The following is a 16,952-nucleotide window of genomic DNA, read 5'->3' on the forward strand; positions in this document are numbered from 1 at the left end:
CCGTCTGCAGCGTTTTTAGCTGTCGCAACGACTTTGTCACCTTCTTTAAGCTCGAATTCGTATTTATCAGCTTCAAGGGCTTTACCATCCAAGACTTTAGTAGCTGTGATCGTTGCACTTGTTTTAGCTGCTTTATAGGTGTTGGTGAAGGTTGGGTTGTTACCTGTAACAGTTGCAACAAGTTGACCTTGGCCGTTATCTGTAACTTTTACCTCAACTTCGTGTTTAGCAGTATCGTATGTCACACCTTTTTCACTACCTGCTTTTTCAGTGATAGTGTAAGTGTGGTCGCCTGCTTCATTGTATTCGATTTCTTTGAAAGTAACGGTGCCGTCTGCAGCGTTTTTAGCTGTCGCAACGACTTTGTCACCTTCTTTAAGCTCGAATTCGTATTTATCAGCTTCAAGTTCTTTACCGTTCAAGACTTTAGTAGCTGTGATAGTTTCTTTAGCGGGAGTTGCTTTATAGGTGTTAGTGAAAGTTGGTTCTGCAGATGTGACAGTTGCTGTTAAAACTCCACTTTGGAAAGTTGCTGCTACAGTAACTTCCTTGGCTTCTGTATCAAATGTAACGCCAGCAACTGCTGTTGAAGTGTCTTCTTTGATGATGTAGTGATAAGTTCCCGCGTCTTTTACTTGGAGATTCTCAAAGGTAATCGTTCCATCAGCTTTTGATTTTGCTGTGGCTACAGGGTCCTTCAAGTTCTCTGCAGTAAACAGGTTAAAGGTAAACTCATCCGCTTTTGGAAGTTTGTCTGTACGTCCTTCTACTACCTTCTTAGCCGTCACATTGAATACAGCTGGAACAGGTTCGTCTTTAAGATGAATAGTAGAACCCGCAGCACCGAGTTTGACTGTATACTCTTTTTCATCTAGTTTATAACCTGCTGGAGCAGTCTTCTCTTTGATCTTAAACGTTTTACCTTCCCATTTCTGATCATAAGTTTTCGTAAGCGCTACTCCTTTTTCATTCGTAGTCACTTCTGTTGTTTCACTTGCATCATCTGCTGCTGTCACAGTATATACTGCACCCGAAACTGGAGCAAGAGTGAAGGCATCAGTCTTATGAATCTTAATTTGGTAAGCAGTAGATGCTACAATCGTACCAGAAATCAAAGATGTCGCCTCAGCTGTCATATCAAGGGCTCCCGGACGACTTGTATTCTGTGCTAATTTAGTCCCGTCAGCCAATGACAGAGCAACCCTATTTCCTACTTTACTTCCATCATTAGGAGTTGTTGTGTTATAAGATACTATATAAGAGGTCGTTCCATCTTTAAAAATGATATCAAATGAAGTATAGTTTTCGTTCCACGAAACGGTATAGTCTTGTCCCTCAGTTAGCAAAACTGCATCATCTGGAACAGCAGAAGTCCCAACAGTGATATTTGCCTTATACACTTTTAGAGTCTCAGGAATATACTGTGCGGGAGTATAACTAGTATCATCATTTGGTATAGTATCATGTAATACAATATTTTGCCCTAAGTCTTGTTTCTCTGTATTTACACGTACACGCCAGGTAGACCATGCATCTCCCTTGCTAACCGAACCAATCTCAGCCAATTTTGGAGAGTTCCAACTTTCAAGGGCAGCACGACCTCCAATTTTAGCGTAATTTTCAGTACCAACTTTGGGACCATCGATTGTTTTTGAGGAATAAATGTGAGTCACTTCTTGCTTCAATGAGGATGAATTAAAGTTAATGCGGGTTTTATTCTGATCTTTTAAGAATCTAAAAGAAACAGAAAAATTCCCTGACACATCTTTTACCTTATCTCCACCAGTTTTCTCTAGGTATTTATCCAAATTTTTCAAGGTGATTTTTGCTTTCCCACCTTGATCAGTACCATTTGAAGTCACTTCAGCTTCTCCAATAGTAACTTTTGTTGTCGGATCAATTAAATCCTGACTCCCCTCATAAACTGCCATAGGAGCAGGTATATCAAAGGTAAAATAATCTCCATTATTCAGGTGTTCATTATACTGTTTGAGATCAAAAGTCACGCGAAGCTTATATGCTAAATTCGTACGAAGCGAGAAATCTCCTTCTGAACTCACATTTTGCTTAGTATCTGAAGCATCTAACAGATCAATGCCTGTAATTACTTGTGTCAATTCTTTTGAAACAGGATTATCTGCTTTAACAATGCCTATCAAAACAGATGCTAGGCCTAAAATAGCAAAAGCTAACGCAGAAAATTTAGAAAGCATGTTTAACGCTTTGCTTTTCGACATTTCTTCTCCTCTTTTCTATATGAAATTTTTATTTCTAATCTCCCTAAGAGATTGCATCATACCATTTTGACAACCTCTATCACTAACTAGAATTTATCTATTGTATTATAACATCTCAATACAATCTATTCAAGTTTAATAACTAGAAAATAAGTTTTTATAAGATTTTATTATATTTTTCTTTTAAATTTCAACACATTGTCACCAGAATTAACAAAATCTCTCAGTATTTTTCATATGATATATCGAAAATTTACCTTTTAGATATAGAAAAAAGCCAGTCCTATAGACTAGCTTTCTTTTCATTCTAATTGAATCTTAGCTCAATGCGTCATCCATTGAAAGAACTTCGTGGAAGACACGTTGTGTCAATTCAGTTTTTTGTTCTGGAGTGAGGTATTTAGTGTTTACACAGTATCCAGAGATACGTACGATAACGTCTTCACCTGACATAATCTTTTCGTAAACATCGTTCAAGTCCATAACGTTCAAGTTAACGTGTTGTCCACCGTTTTCAAAGTAACCATCAAGGATTGTTACCAAGTTATCAACTTGTTCGTCACGAGTCTTACCAAGAGCACGTGGAGAAACTTGAGTTGTCAATGAGATACCATCAGCTGCGTAACCAAAGTCAAGGCTAGCAAGTGAGTTCAAGTTTTGCAACCATCCACCTTTAGCTTTGTTAGATGGGTTAGCACCTGGTGAGAAGAATTCAAGTTTAGACAAGTTCACAGAACCATCTTCGTTGAGGTATACACCTTTGTGGACTGGTGAGTTACCAGTTTGTTTAGAGTAAGCAACGTTAGATGTGATAGTCAAGAGTGATACTGTAGCTTCAGCGTCTTTGTAAAGTTTGTGGCTACGTAGACGAGTCGTGTAAGCTTCGATCAACCATTCAGCCAATTCGTTTGAACGAGGGTCATCTTCACCCCAACGTGGGTATTCACCGATTGTTTCGTAATCGTAGATGTAGCCATTTTCATCACGGATTGGTTTAACAGTAGCGTACTTGATAGCTGACAATGTATCAACTGTATTAGCGAATCCACAGATACCGAATCCCATATTAGCGCGTTGTTTAGTTGGCAAGAAGGCCATTTGAACAGCTTCGTAGTTGTACTTGTCAGTCATGTAGTGGATGATGTTCAAAGCATCTACATAAGTGTCAGTCAACCAGTCAAGAGATTTTTCAAAGTTCGCTTTAACTGATTCGAATTCAAGAACTTCGTCACGGATAGGATCGATGTCAAATACTTTGTAGTCTTTGTGAACATCGTCGTAACCACCGTTCAAACCAGTAAGAAGGGCTTTAAGAACGTTTACACGAGCACCGAAGTACTGGATGTTGTGGCGTTGATCTTCGTTTTCTGGGTCAAGTGGTGACACACAGCATGAGATACAGCTCATTTCTCCGTATCCGTCTTTAGCCATTGTTGTTACACCTTCGTATTGGATAGAAGAGTGTTTGTGGCTCATGTGCATACAGTAGCGACGGAAGTTGTATGGCAATTTGTCAGTCCAAAGAACTGTCAAGTTTGGCTCTGGAGAGTTACCGATATTGTCAAGAGTGTTCAAGAAACGGTAGTCCATCTTAGTAACACGGTGACGACCGTCGTTACCCATACCAGCCATAGAAGTTGTGATGAAGGTTGGGTCACCTGAGTACAATTGGTCATAAGCTTTTGTACGAGCAAATTTAACTGTACGAAGTTTCATAACGAAATCATCAACAAACTCTTGGATTTCTGATTCAGTAAATGTACCGCGAGCAAGGTCACGTTCTGCAAAGATGTCCAATACGATTGGCACACGACCTAGAGATGTAGCAGCACCGTTAATCACACGGCAGACAGCCATGAAAGCAATGTTAACCCATTGGATTGCTTCTTTTACGTTCATCGCTGGTTTGCGAACATCAACCCCGTAAAGGTCACCCAAGCGAACAACTTGTTGCAATGCTTGGTATTGAAGGTTGATTTCTTCACGAAGACGAATTGTTTCTTCATCGATTTCTTCGATTGAGTTCCAATCGTTTACTTTTTCTTGCATCAAGTAGTCTGCACCGTAAAGAGCAAGACGTGCGTAAACACCGATAATACGTCCACGTGAATATGCATCTGGAAGACCAGTTACAGTGTGAGCGTGGCGAGCACGACGGATGTTTGAAGTGTAAGCACGGAAGATACCGTCGTTAACTGTTGTTACATATTTAGTAAAGATTTCGTGAACAGCTGGATCTGGTTCGTATCCATTTTCTTTCAAAGTAGTTTCAGCCATACGGATACCACCTCTTGGCATGAAATTCAATTTGAAGAGTTCATCGTTTTGGATACCGAAGATAACTTCATTTTCTTTGTCGATAAATCCGGCAGGAATATCAGCAATAGATGTTGGACGAGTGTCCATTGGGAAACGAGTTTCTTCGTAGTGAGCCTTAGTTTCTTCTACAATCTTTTTGATGTGAAGTGAACGTTCTGTTGGTCCAGCAAGGAAGCTTTCATCACCATCATAAGGTGTGTAGTTAGCTTGAACGAAGCGAGAAACGCTTGCTTTTTCTTTCCAATCTACACCTTTGAAGCCTTCCCAAGCTTTATCAAAAATGTCTTGTGCTTCAACAACTGTCTTAACAACCATGTTAATGTCCTCATTTTTCTTTCTAGTAACAGCCATCTGTTACATTCATGAGACAAGTATACCACACAGTAACCGATTTCAACAAGCGAAATCCGGCTTTTTTGTTACTTTCTTTTCTAATACAGTCTAATTTTAGGCACAATCTGTATTATATTTTTGAAAGTAGGATTACTCTTTTCCATTTTTTCAGAAAAAAAGGTATAATGAATAGAAAATGACGCTAGAAAGGTGCAATAATGCTCATATTTCCATTGATAAATGATTTGTCCAGAAAAATCATCCATATCGACATGGATGCCTTTTTTGCTGCGGTGGAAATAAGAGATAATCCCAAGTTAAAGGGCAAACCTGTCATTATCGGAAGCGACCCTAGACAAACAGGTGGGCGTGGTGTCGTTTCTACCTGTAGCTATGAGGCACGGGCTTTTGGTGTTCATTCAGCTATGAGCTCTAAAGAAGCTTATGAGCGCTGTCCCCAAGCTGTCTTTATCTCTGGAAATTATGAAAAGTATAAGGCAGTGGGGCTTGAGATTCGAGCTATTTTTAAACGCTACACTGATTTGATTGAACCTATGAGTATTGACGAGGCGTACTTAGATGTGACGGAAAATAAACTCGGTATCAAGTCTGCTGTCAAAATAGCCCGCCTCATCCAAGAGGATATCTGGCAGGAACTACACCTGACTGCTTCTGCAGGCGTCTCTTATAACAAATTCTTAGCTAAAATGGCTAGTGACTATCAGAAACCGCATGGTTTAACAGTGATTCTACCTGACCAGGCCCAAGACTTTCTCAAACAAATGGACATTGCTAAATTCCATGGTGTGGGCAAAAAAACAGTTGAACGCCTTCATGAAATGGGTATTTATACTGGTGCGGACTTATTGGACATCTCAGAAGTCACTTTAATCGATCGGTTCGGCAGACTCGGTTTTGACCTTTATCGAAAGGCTCGTGGTATTCACAATTCTCCAGTCAAGTCCAATCGCATTCGTAAGTCCATCGGCAAGGAGAAAACCTATGGTAAGATTCTCCAAGATGAAGAGGACATCAAAAAAGAGCTGACTCTTCTCTCTGAAAAAGTAGCTCTCAATCTCAGTAAACAAGACAAAACTGGAAAAATCATTATCCTAAAGATTCGTTATACTGACTTCTCCACTCTGACTAGACGAAAAAGCCTCCCACAAGCAACACAGGACACTAGTCAGATTTCTCAAACTGCCCTTCAACTCTACGAAGAACTGGCTGACAAAGAAAAAGGTATCCGTTTACTAGGAATTACAGTGACAGGATTTTAAATCCTTGAGGGGGCATTGGTTTTAATCAAATGAGGTTGGAACAAAAGTGTTTCAGCCTCATTCTGTTTTAAAAATAATTCTTAGATCGTGGTAGCTAACCGCTAAAACAGTCAGAAGTATTATCTTGAATTGCGGACCAGCATTCAGCAGGCTGTATTAGTATTATTCACATTATAGACTCTAAAAATTCCCAATTCAAGAAAGCCTCTTCCTCTTATTCCCTCTCTCTTTTGCTAGAAAACTGAATGCTTTTGAGAAATATAGTTTAGTTTGATGTCCTACCGCATTTGTACTAGGATATATACTATAATATTCAAGGGATATTCCCACGCATATACTTGGACTACAATATTTTTTGACAGTTTATTAATGAAAAGGAGCAGTTGGTTTTAAGTAAGTATTAACTCCAACACTTAAAACTAAAAATGTGAGACAGATTTCAAATAGTTCCTAGTAAAAAACACTTTTTTTCATAAGTAGTAGGTATTGACACCTTCATTTTTATTTGTTAAACTAGAAAATATAAAAAAATACCGTCCAGTCGGTTTTTGAAAGAAAGGACTTAACATGAAAAAAACTATGCTAGAAAAAACAATCGATTCTATTGAAAAACAAAATCAACGAGTACGTCAACAACAAATACGTCATCACGAAACCATTCAAAAGCAAAAAAAGCTACAAAAAGAACAGCTTTACCGATTAACACAAGGAGAGAGCGGTATCCGACATTCTCGTTTGGGAGTGAAATGTGGATATGCTACACTTACTGGTGGGCTCATCACTACTTTGTTTAGTCCTTGGAATGGTTTAGGAATAATGACCATTGGTGGGATTACAGTTCTCTCAAACTTGTATCACATCAAACGTATAGAAGCAAAATTAAAAAAGTAGAGTGATTTTCTTAAGGAAGGAGGCTTATTAGACTGCTCAAATATTACCTTTTCTTCTTTTTTTGATAAAATAAATTTAATAAAACAGAGAGAAGGAACTCAATGGTCGCAAAAACAGAAAAATCTCAAGCAATGATTGAAAAAATTTTATCAACGGCTACACAGCTTTTTATTCACAACGGCTATGAAAAAACAAGTGTACAAAATATAGCGCAAACAGCTGGCATTTCAAAAGGAGCCATTTATCACCATTTTCAATCAAAAGATGAAATTTTTTTTGCAGTTTTAAAACAGCGTTATCAATTGATGGAAAAGGAATTGCTAGACTGGCTTGAATCCACCAGTCATTTAACTGGAAGAGAGCAGCTCAAAGAAACCTTTCAGTTTAGTTTAAAAAGTCAGAAAACTAACTACGAAATGTTGAATCACGCGCCTCTTGATGCGGAGTTCATGCTGACTATTATCCGTTATAATCTGCGTATAGGAACTCCCCTTATTGCAGATATTATAAAAAAAGGAATAGAAGATCAGTCCATCCAACCTATCCCCTTCCCTAATGAAGCAGCCGAGACAATCTTGCTTTTGACTAACTTTTGGGTAGAAGGGAGTATTTTTGAAAATTCTTCCGAAAAAATAGTTGATCGTATCTATTTTTTACAATTTATGCTTCAATCCATCGGACTAGATATTTTTGATGAATCTTTGATCCAAGAAATTTTAAGTCAATCAAATTAAATACAATCTTTTCGTTTACTTTTAAAGCCTTGGATAAACGTAGGACAAGGCGGCATAATAAGGTGAAAAAAATAAACTAAACGATTATAAAAAAATAGGATAGTTCCCCGAATGTTTTTTTGGCGAACTATCCTATTTTATTTTTAACTTATACAAACAAACGCACAAAACTATAGAGCAGCAAGACACTACCAAGTACGATACGGTATTTCCCAAAGAGTGTAAAGTCGTGCTTCTTCACATAGCTGGTCAAGAAACGAATGGCAACCAGGCTGACTGCGAAGGCAACACCCATAGCAACCAAGAGCAAGAACAGTTGTCCAAAACTCAAAAGTTGACCTGCTTTAATAAATTTGAAAATCTTTAAAGCACTAGCTCCGAACATAACAGGAATTCCGAGATAGAAGGTAAACTCTGTTACGACTGAGCGGCTTGTTCCATTCAACAAACCACCAACGATAGTTGCACCTGAACGACTTGTTCCTGGGAAAAGGGCAAGGACTTGGAAGAGACCGATGTAAAGGGCTGTTTTATAAGGCAATTTGTCTAGCTCTGTTACTGTTGGTTCAATAGCTTGGGCCTTATTTCGTTTTTCAAGATAGATAAAGGCAACACCATAGATAATCAACATGATCGCAACTGAAACCATGTTATGGAAGTTGGCATCAAACCAATCATCCAATTTAAAGACCAATAGCAAAGGCAAGGTCGCAACGAAGACTTTTGACCACAATTGCCAAGTTCGACGAACTTCGACCTTAGTTTTACCAGGTTTGAAGGGATTAAGCTTGTTGAAGTAAATGACCATAACTGCTAAAATGGCACCAAGCTGAATGACAACATTAAACATGGACATGAAGGCTTCATTTTGGTCCTTGTATTGTACAAATTCTTCAACTAAAATCAAGTGACCAGTACTTGAAATTGGCAACCATTCTGTAATTCCTTCAACAATCCCAAAAAAGATTGACTTCAAAATTTCAATAAAATACATACATTACTCCTTTTTCTGTCCTCTATTATAGCACAATTTCGGATGTTGCGATAGATTTTTTAGAAGGCTCCGATGCTACCACCGCCTCCGCCTCCTGAGAAGCCTCCACCCGAACTCCCGCTTCCAGAAGATACAGAGTAGTTGCTAGCTGTATTTGCAACAGCTGTGTATTGCTTGATTTGTGCAGTTGAGGTGTAGAACTGTGAGTGCCAACCATAGGCTACATAAAGATTCAAATCTGGATTTTCAAGCTGAATATGGCGAACTTTCATTAACTTGCTCACCTTCTTGGCATAACCAAAGAGAGTCGCATAGACCAATAGACGGTTCCAAAGGACGATGCTCTCTAGCTCGGCCTGATCCAGATGAGCGATGTCGCGAAGCATATTTTCAAAACTCGTCCAGAGATAGAAGATCTCCGCTCCTTCCTCTGTTAGAACTCCATCGCGATAGGCTCCTCGCGTGGCAAGGTAAACCCAGAAACTAGCTCCTAATCCTGTCAATCCTAAAAGTAGAAACGGGATCGAAAAGAAACCATGTGTTTGCCAGCTATAGTAAAAGAATAGCAGTCCACCTAGAGCTGTTATGGCTGAACAAACTCGCATCCCGAGAGCAAGGCGGCGTTCCTCGCTTGTCAAGGAACGATAGTAGCTTGGGATACGAAGTACATGGACCTTATCCTTGACACAAGACTGAATGCGTTGAAGTCTTCCTTCAAAGGAGCGTTTAAGACGCGAGCCTGTTTCTCGGATATGTTTTTCATCTGACTCTTTGGCACCACAGTAAAGGGAAGATGAAACTTGGTAATCAGGGAAGAGCTCTGAAATAGCCAATTCTTTCTTATTTGACAAAGTCATGCGCAGGCATTCCTTCTCAAAATTGGACAAACCCTTTTCACTGATAATGCGCACATAAGGTTCCTCATCCCCTTGGAAAATAGATAAATGGCCTCGATCTACTAAATCCAACAAGGTTGCCTGAATCAAACGTTCAAAAGTAAATTTACCAAACCCTGATTTGTTTAGGGGATTGACTTCCTCTAAGGAGGTTGAATACACTGCTTCTGCTAAAACCATTGGAGGCAAATCCATCGGTGGTTCGTAGAGTCGATGATCTTTTGGAAAGACCTTTTTAATGGTTGTACTCTGACGAAACTTCCTATAGAAGAGAGGAACTAGAAGTAAGTGACTCATAAAAATGACGGGAAATACCCATTTCATCAACATCTCACTTTGCGCTTTTTCTGTCGCTATATTGCTTTCAATCCGGTTAAAATCGGTTAAACGTTCTTCCTCTAATCCTTGATCTGGAGCTTCTGCAAAAGCACTTCTCGACCAGTATGCGTGTAATTCGATTTGTCGCTTTCTCGGAAGGTCTTTCATTTTGACATGATAGAGATTATTTGCTTTTTCAACACTAGAGTCCCTTAGGAGTTGGCCTGCATGAAAATAGAGTTTCTCTGCTGGAGTATCAGAGCTGACCTTAAACTCAATCTCTTTGATATCTCCAGTACTATCTGTCAAGGGTTGCCAATTCAGCTCTGCGATATCCTTATATAAGAAGAGAAGGTTTGTTAGTTTCCAGGTAACCGTTACACGAACAGTATCTCCAGCATATCCAGCATTGTAAATTTTTACCTTGTAGCCGTCCTCTTCCTCCATAGTATAGAAGGAAGCATTTTGAACAATTCTTCCATTTTTAGAGACCTGAACGGTCGGGTCGGGATCAATGTCAAATCCTTCCGGCATTTTCCCAGCTTTCCCTAGCCCAACTAACTGACCATTATAATCATCTCCAAAGCGGTAGGTAATTGTTTCCTTAAAAATTGCAGTATTATCTGCATGAATATTCAAATCACCCTGATAGGATAAGATATCAAAGTCTACTGCAAAAACCAGGCTCGGTATAAATAATAAATAAGTAAATACCAAAGCCAACAGCCATCTTTTTTTCATAATCGGTTCCCTTTCAATCTTTTTACCATTATATCATTTTTTATAAGTAAAGGCTTACTTGTATTGAAAATCTTACTATTTTTAGATACAATAGAGAGAGTCATTTTTAGACTAGAAATAGGAGAAAACATGAAAAAATTATGCTTATCTATCCTTGCTAGCCTAGCCCTTACCTTAGGACTAGTTAGCCAAGTCCAAGCCGACGAATATTTACGCATCGGGATGGAGGCAGCTTACGCTCCCTTCAACTGGACCCAAGACGACGATAGTAACGGCGCCGTCAAAATCGACGGTACCAACCAATATGCCAACGGCTACGATGTTCAAATTGCTAAAAAGATTGCCAAAGACCTTGGTAAGGAACCTTTGGTTGTGAAAACCAAATGGGAAGGACTTGTTCCAGCCCTTACTTCTGGCAAAATTGATATGATCATTGCCGGTATGAGCCCAACCGCTGAACGCAAACAAGAAATTGCTTTTTCAAGCAGTTACTATACTAGCGAACCGGTTCTATTGGTAAAAAAGGACTCTGCCTATGCCAATGCCAAATCTTTAGAGGACTTTAGTGGAGCAAAAATCACGTCTCAACAAGGTGTTTATCTTTATGACCTGATTTCCCAAATTCCAGGTGCCAAAAAAGAAACAGCTATGGGTGACTTCGCCCAAATGCGTCAAGCTCTGGAGGCTGGTGTTATTGATGCCTATGTTTCTGAACGACCTGAAGCAATGACCGCTGAGTCTGCTAACGCTAAGTTCAAAATGATCCAACCTCAACCGGGTTTCAAAACTGGCGAAGAAGATACAGCTATTGCCATTGGACTTCGTAAAGATGACAGCCGCATCAGCCAAATCAACGCGAGCATCGAAACCATCTCTAAGGATGAACAAGTAGCCCTCATGGATCGTATGATCAAAGAGCAACCTGTGGAGTCTACAACAACGGAGGAAGAAAGTAGTTTCTTTAGCCAAGTTGCTAAGATCCTTTCTGAAAACTGGCAACAACTCTTGCGTGGTGCTGGTATCACACTCTTAATCTCCATTATCGGAACCATCACAGGTCTCCTTATCGGACTTGCAATCGGGGTCTTCCGTACCGCTCCACTATCTGAGAACAAGGCAATGTACGCCCTACAGAAACTAGTTGGTTGGATTCTCAATGTCTATATCGAGATCTTCCGTGGTACACCAATGATTGTTCAATCCATGGTTATCTACTATGGAACTGCCCAAGCTTTCGGTATCAATCTTGACCGCACACTAGCTGCTATCTTCATCGTCTCAATCAACACGGGTGCCTACATGACAGAGATCGTTCGTGGTGGTATTCTAGCAGTTGACAAAGGACAGTTTGAAGCTGCAACTGCTCTCGGTATGACCCACAATCAAACCATGCGTAAGATTGTCCTACCTCAGGTTATCCGTAATATTCTACCTGCTACTGGTAATGAATTTGTCATCAATATCAAAGATACCTCTGTATTGAACGTTATTTCAGTTGTTGAGCTTTATTTCTCAGGAAATACTGTAGCAACACAAACCTATCAATACTTCCAGACCTTTACCATCATCGCCGTGATTTACTTTGTCCTCACCTTTACTGTGACCCGTATCCTACGCTTCATCGAACGTCGTATGGACATGGATACTTACACTACAGGTGCTAACCAAATGCAAACGGAGGATTTGAAAAAATGACACAACCAATTCTTGAAATCAAACACCTCAAAAAATCCTATGGGCAAAACGAAGTGCTAAAAGACATTTCTCTCACCGTCCATAAAGGAGAGGTTATTTCCATCATCGGGAGCTCAGGAAGTGGAAAATCAACCTTCCTTCGTTCGATTAATTTACTAGAAACACCTACAGAGGGTGAGATTCTCTATCGAGGAGAAAATGTCTTAGAAAAAGGCTATAACCTCACCCATTATCGTGAAAAGCTCGGTATGGTTTTCCAATCTTTCAATCTCTTTGAAAATCTGAATGTCCTTGAAAATACGATCGTTGCCCAAACAACTGTACTCAAACGTGACCACTCTGAAGCTGAAAAAATTGCCAAAGAGAATCTCGAAAAGGTTGGTATGGGAGAACGTTACTGGCAAGCCAAACCGAAGCAACTATCAGGTGGTCAGAAACAACGTGTGGCTATCGCCCGCGCTCTCTCCATGAATCCTGATGCCATTCTCTTCGACGAACCAACATCTGCTCTTGACCCTGAAATGGTCGGAGAAGTCCTCAAAATTATGCAGGATTTGGCTCAAGAAGGCTTGACCATGATCGTTGTAACCCACGAAATGGAATTCGCTCGCGATGTCTCTCACCGTGTCATCTTTATGGATAAGGGCGTCATTGCTGAAGAAGGTAAACCAGAAGAACTCTTCACGAACCCTAAAGAAGAACGGACAAAAGAATTTCTTCAACGCTATCTCAGCTAATAAACAAAGACTGCATAAAGAATGCAGTCTTTTTAATTTGTAATTGTAAAGAAAAGGCAGACTCGATTCAGGAATCTGCCTGTGACCACAGTTTAATCTTCAAATTTTTCATGATTTTTTTCATAGAAATCGATTAAACCAAGAGCTGTTTCAAATGAAATATTTTTAACTTTTGCGCGTCCTTGTGCTAGAGCAATGATAGACATTTCACGCGCATTCGTTTCTTTAGAGATACGGTAGCCTGTGATTTTCTTATCACGAACCCAGCCAACAACTGCTTCTACTTTTTCAAAGTTCGACTTAGCCATGTTCTTCTCCTAAATTATTCTTTACAATACTTAATTGTATACGTTTTTATTTCATTTGTCAATAAAAAAACATATATTCGTCGTAACTATATTATTCTGCATATTTTTATTTGGCTTTTAAAGCCGATAATATATGAGTTCTTATGTCCTCGACTCCATTAGGATTTGCTGGTAGGAAGATTGTATTATTACCCTCTTTATCTGCAAAATTATTCAACGTATCTAAATACTGGTTCGTTAATAGGATAGACATGATTTGTTCTTCAGTTAGCTCAACATTGGCTCCCTTTAACTCTTGGATAGAATCAGCTAGTCCGTCAACAATTGCTTTACGCTGCTCTGCAATCCCTACACCATGTAGGCGATCTTTTTCTGCTTCTGCTTCTGCTGCGGTCACGATTTTAATCTTATCTGCTTCAGCAAGCTCTTGCGCCGCAACTCTCTTACGTTGAGCCGCGTTAATTTCATTCATTGATTGTTTTACTTCAGCATCAGGTTCAACCTTAGTAATCAGCGTTTTGACAATGATATACCCATACGTAGACATTTCTTCAGCCACTTGTTTTTGAACTTCTAAGGCGATTTCATCCTTCTTCTCAAACAACTCATCTAGGGTTAGCTTTGGTACAGATGAACGCAAAGCATCTTCAATATAGGATTTAATTTGGGCTTCTGGACGCATCAATTTATAATAGGCATCTGTGACGTTATTTTCATTTACTCGATACTGAGTTGCCACATTCATCGTTACAAATACATTATCTTGCGTCTTTGTCTCTACAACAATCTCACTTTGCAACAAGCGTAGTTGAACTCTTGCCGCAATCCTATCAATTCCAAAAGGAGCTCGTAAATGAATACCACTATTGCTCAACTTTTGGTATTTACCAAAGCGTTCTATGATAGCGACCGATTGTTGTCGAACCACATACACAGAACTAATCATAATCACTGATGCAATCACCACTAAAAACAATAAAATAAGTAAAATTTGTAAAACCATGGGAATCTCCCCCTTTCGTCACCCTCATTATAGCACCATCAACATCATTACGCAAATAATATGATAATAATTTTATTTTAGCTTAAACTAGCATATTATACAATGTTTCGTTCCCATTCAAATTAATATAAGATGGGTCAAACTTTTCCATTCGATGGATCAATCCAGCATAGTCATGCTTATTGGCAAGAGCTACCCCAATCAATACAGGCCCTGTCCCCTTGCTTGCTCGTTTGATATATTCAAAACGAGTGATGTCATCATTTGGCCCCAAAATGTCATTTACAAACTCTCGTAGAGCTCCTGGACGTTGTGGGAAATTCACTACAAAGTAATGCTTGATTCCATCGTAAATCAAGGCACGTTCTTCCATCTCTGGCATGCGGTTGATATCGTTATTTCCTCCAGAAATAATACAACAAATCGTCTTGCCTTTGATATAGTCTGATAAAACTTCCAAGGCTGCAACGCTGGCAGCTCCGGCTGGTTCTGCTACAATACCTTGTTTGGAATAAAGATCAATCAAGGTTTCGGAAATCAATCCCTCGTCCACCCCAATCAGCGTTTCAACATTCTTACGGGTCGCTTCATAGGTTAATTGTCCAACCTTTTGTACGGCTATCCCATCAGCAAACTTATCAATTTCTTTAAGCTTAACTGGTCCCCCAGCTTCAAAGGCAGCTTTCATAGAGCGAGCACCATTAGCTTCTACCCCGATCACTTCAATAGTCGGGTTGGTTTCCTTAATATAAGTAGAAACACCGGCAATCAATCCGCCACCACCTACTGGTACAAGTACTGTATCAAAATCAATAGACTCTTTACGGGCTTCTTCAAGAATTTCATAGGCTACAGTCCCTTGACCAGCTTGAACATGCGCATCATCAAAAGGATCGATAAAGGTGCGGTTTTCTGTCAATGTAAATTCTTGTGCTGCCTTAGCAGAAGCATCAAAGGTATCCCCAACCAACTTGATCGTCACAAACTCTCCACCGAAAAAGCGAACCTGCCCAATCTTTTGTTGCGGTGTTGTGATGGGCATAAAGATCGTTGCAGGAATCTTCATCTCATTACAAGTATAGGCGACACCTTGGGCATGATTTCCCGCAGAGGCACAGACTACACCACGCTCGCGTTCTTCTTTTGACAGTTGAGAAATGGCATAATAGGCTCCACGAATTTTAAAAGAGCGAACTCGTTGCGCATTCTCCTTTTTGAGATAAATCTTTGCTTGGTATTTTTCTGATAAATAATGATCATATTCTAGTGGTGTATCAACTACTACACCACTCAAAACTTTGTGAGCTTTCACCACATCTTTTGCACTTAGCATTGTCTCCTCCTCAAATACTGTTCAAGATAAAAAACGAGTTAGGTACCCCCAACTCGCCTTCTGTCTATCTTTACAAGAATTAATTGTAGATTTTGAATGCGTCGTCGTCGTTTTTACCAACGAAAGGCATTGCTTTACGCAATTCTGCACCAACTTTTTCAATTTCAAGGTTAGCTGCTTGTTCACGGTAAGCAGTTAATTTTGGACGACCAGCCTTGTAGTCATTTACAAAATCATTTGCAAATTTACCATTTTGGATATCTGCCAAAACAGCTTTCATGTTTTCTTTCACTTGCTCAGTAATCACACGTGGACCTGATACATAGTCACCGTATTCAGCAGTGTTTGAAATAGATTGACGCATTTTCTTGAATCCACCTTCATAGATCAAGTCAACGATCAATTTCATTTCATGAAGAACTTCAAAGTAAGCCAATTCTGGGGCATAGCCTGCTTCTGTCAAGACTTCAAAACCTGCTTCGATAAGGGCAGTCAAACCACCACAAAGTACAGCTTGTTCACCAAACAAATCTTCTTCAGTTTCTTCTTTGTAAGTTGTTTCAAGCAAACCAACACGAGCTGCACCAACACCTTTACACCAGTCCATCGCAATGTTTTTCGCATTTCCTGTTGCATCTTGGTAAACTGCATAAAGAGCTGGCACACCAAATCCTTCTTCGTAAGTACGACGTACCAAGTGTCCTGGTCCTTTAGGAGCACACATGAAGACATCTACATCTGCAGGAACTTTGATAAATTCAAAGTGAATATTGAAACCATGAGCAAATCCAACTGCATTTCCAGCTTCCAAGTTTGGAGCGATTTCTGCTTCGTACAATTCTTGTTGGATTTCGTCTGGTGCCAAAATCATGATAACGTCAGCCAATTTAGTTGCTTCTGCTACTGTGTAAGTGTCAAATCCGTCTTCTTTTGCTTTGTCAAAAGATTTACCTGGACGCACACCGATGATGACATCACGACCTGAATCACGCAAGTTTTGCGCATGCGCATGTCCTTGTGAACCATAACCGATTACGGCGATTTTTTTACCGTCAAGCGCTGCTACTTTAACATCTTTTTCGTATTCCATTTGAACTGCCATAGTTTTTCTCTCTTTTCTATTTTTTATTGCC

The 16,952-nt window shown here is 39.6% G+C and carries 13 protein-coding genes; 5 read left to right on the forward strand and 8 right to left on the reverse strand.

What is annotated here, in order from left to right; translation table 11 throughout:
* Positions 1–2,237, reverse strand: a 2,237-nt coding sequence (locus tag M1G01_RS05820) for a Spy0128 family protein (protein WP_247931390.1), incomplete at its 3' end; no start/stop codon positions are given.
* 318 nt (positions 2,238–2,555) lie between these two features.
* Positions 2,556–4,871, reverse strand: coding sequence for a formate C-acetyltransferase (gene pflB, locus M1G01_RS05825; protein WP_000260647.1), 2,316 nt, complete (start codon positions 4,869–4,871; stop codon positions 2,556–2,558).
* Between the two features lie 236 nt (positions 4,872–5,107).
* Here pflB and dinB point away from each other — a divergent pair, with 236 nt between their 5' ends.
* The 3 genes from dinB to M1G01_RS05840 all read left to right on the forward strand — a co-directional run bounded on the left by dinB (position 5,108) and on the right by M1G01_RS05840 (position 7,794).
* Positions 5,108–6,169 carry a DNA polymerase IV gene (gene dinB, locus M1G01_RS05830; protein ID WP_247931391.1) on the forward strand — a complete coding sequence of 354 codons (1,062 nt, stop codon included), beginning with the start codon at positions 5,108–5,110 and terminating at the stop codon, positions 6,167–6,169.
* Between the two features lie 567 nt (positions 6,170–6,736).
* Positions 6,737–7,060 carry a hypothetical protein gene (locus M1G01_RS05835; RefSeq protein ID WP_200370852.1) on the forward strand — a complete coding sequence of 108 codons (324 nt, stop codon included), beginning with the start codon at positions 6,737–6,739 and terminating at the stop codon, positions 7,058–7,060.
* A gap of 101 nt (positions 7,061–7,161) precedes the next feature.
* Positions 7,162–7,794, forward strand: a complete 633-nt coding sequence (locus M1G01_RS05840) for a TetR/AcrR family transcriptional regulator (protein WP_247931392.1) — start codon at positions 7,162–7,164, stop codon at positions 7,792–7,794.
* A gap of 148 nt (positions 7,795–7,942) precedes the next feature.
* Here the strand turns inward: M1G01_RS05840 and M1G01_RS05845 are convergent, their stop codons facing one another.
* Positions 7,943–8,788 carry an undecaprenyl-diphosphate phosphatase gene (locus M1G01_RS05845; RefSeq protein WP_247931393.1) on the reverse strand — a complete coding sequence of 282 codons (846 nt, stop codon included), beginning with the start codon at positions 8,786–8,788 and terminating at the stop codon, positions 7,943–7,945.
* A gap of 59 nt (positions 8,789–8,847) precedes the next feature.
* Positions 8,848–10,743 (reverse strand): DUF2207 domain-containing protein, encoded by a 1,896-nt coding sequence (locus M1G01_RS05850; RefSeq protein ID WP_247931394.1) that lies wholly within the window; start codon positions 10,741–10,743, stop codon positions 8,848–8,850.
* Positions 10,744–10,872: 129 nt separating this feature from the next.
* On the opposite strand from M1G01_RS05850, the gene M1G01_RS05855 reads away from it, so the two are divergent.
* Both M1G01_RS05855 and M1G01_RS05860 read left to right on the forward strand, forming a co-directional pair.
* Positions 10,873–12,438 carry an ABC transporter substrate-binding protein/permease gene (locus M1G01_RS05855; protein ID WP_070567308.1) on the forward strand — a complete coding sequence of 522 codons (1,566 nt, stop codon included), beginning with the start codon at positions 10,873–10,875 and terminating at the stop codon, positions 12,436–12,438.
* The gene (locus M1G01_RS05860; protein WP_000193352.1) at positions 12,435–13,175 is read left to right on the forward strand and encodes an amino acid ABC transporter ATP-binding protein; all 741 of its coding nucleotides are present in this window, start codon (positions 12,435–12,437) and stop codon (positions 13,173–13,175) included. The genes M1G01_RS05855 and M1G01_RS05860 overlap by 4 nt, the downstream gene beginning before the upstream one ends.
* Positions 13,176–13,267: 92 nt before the next feature.
* Here M1G01_RS05860 and M1G01_RS05865 read toward each other — a convergent pair whose 3' ends face one another.
* The 4 genes from M1G01_RS05865 to ilvC all read right to left on the reverse strand — a co-directional run bounded on the left by M1G01_RS05865 (position 13,268) and on the right by ilvC (position 16,948).
* The gene (locus tag M1G01_RS05865; RefSeq protein WP_001130031.1) at positions 13,268–13,483 is read right to left on the reverse strand and encodes a capsule biosynthesis transcriptional regulator; all 216 of its coding nucleotides are present in this window, start codon (positions 13,481–13,483) and stop codon (positions 13,268–13,270) included.
* A 106-nt stretch (positions 13,484–13,589) separates the two neighbouring features.
* A complete protein-coding gene (locus M1G01_RS05870) occupies positions 13,590–14,486 on the reverse strand; it encodes an SPFH domain-containing protein (RefSeq protein WP_000244061.1) in 897 nt (298 codons plus the stop codon).
* An 82-nt stretch (positions 14,487–14,568) separates the two neighbouring features.
* Complete coding sequence (gene ilvA / locus M1G01_RS05875; RefSeq protein ID WP_000947300.1) at positions 14,569–15,819, reverse strand: threonine ammonia-lyase IlvA; 1,251 nt, start codon at positions 15,817–15,819, stop codon at positions 14,569–14,571.
* Between the two features lie 79 nt (positions 15,820–15,898).
* Positions 15,899–16,948 (reverse strand): ketol-acid reductoisomerase, encoded by a 1,050-nt coding sequence (ilvC, locus tag M1G01_RS05880; RefSeq protein ID WP_345773260.1) that lies wholly within the window; start codon positions 16,946–16,948, stop codon positions 15,899–15,901.
* Positions 16,949–16,952 lie beyond the last annotated feature (4 nt).

The sequence above is a fragment of the Streptococcus oralis genome (genome assembly GCF_023110055.1).
GTDB classification, from domain to species: domain Bacteria; phylum Bacillota; class Bacilli; order Lactobacillales; family Streptococcaceae; genus Streptococcus; species Streptococcus oralis_BY.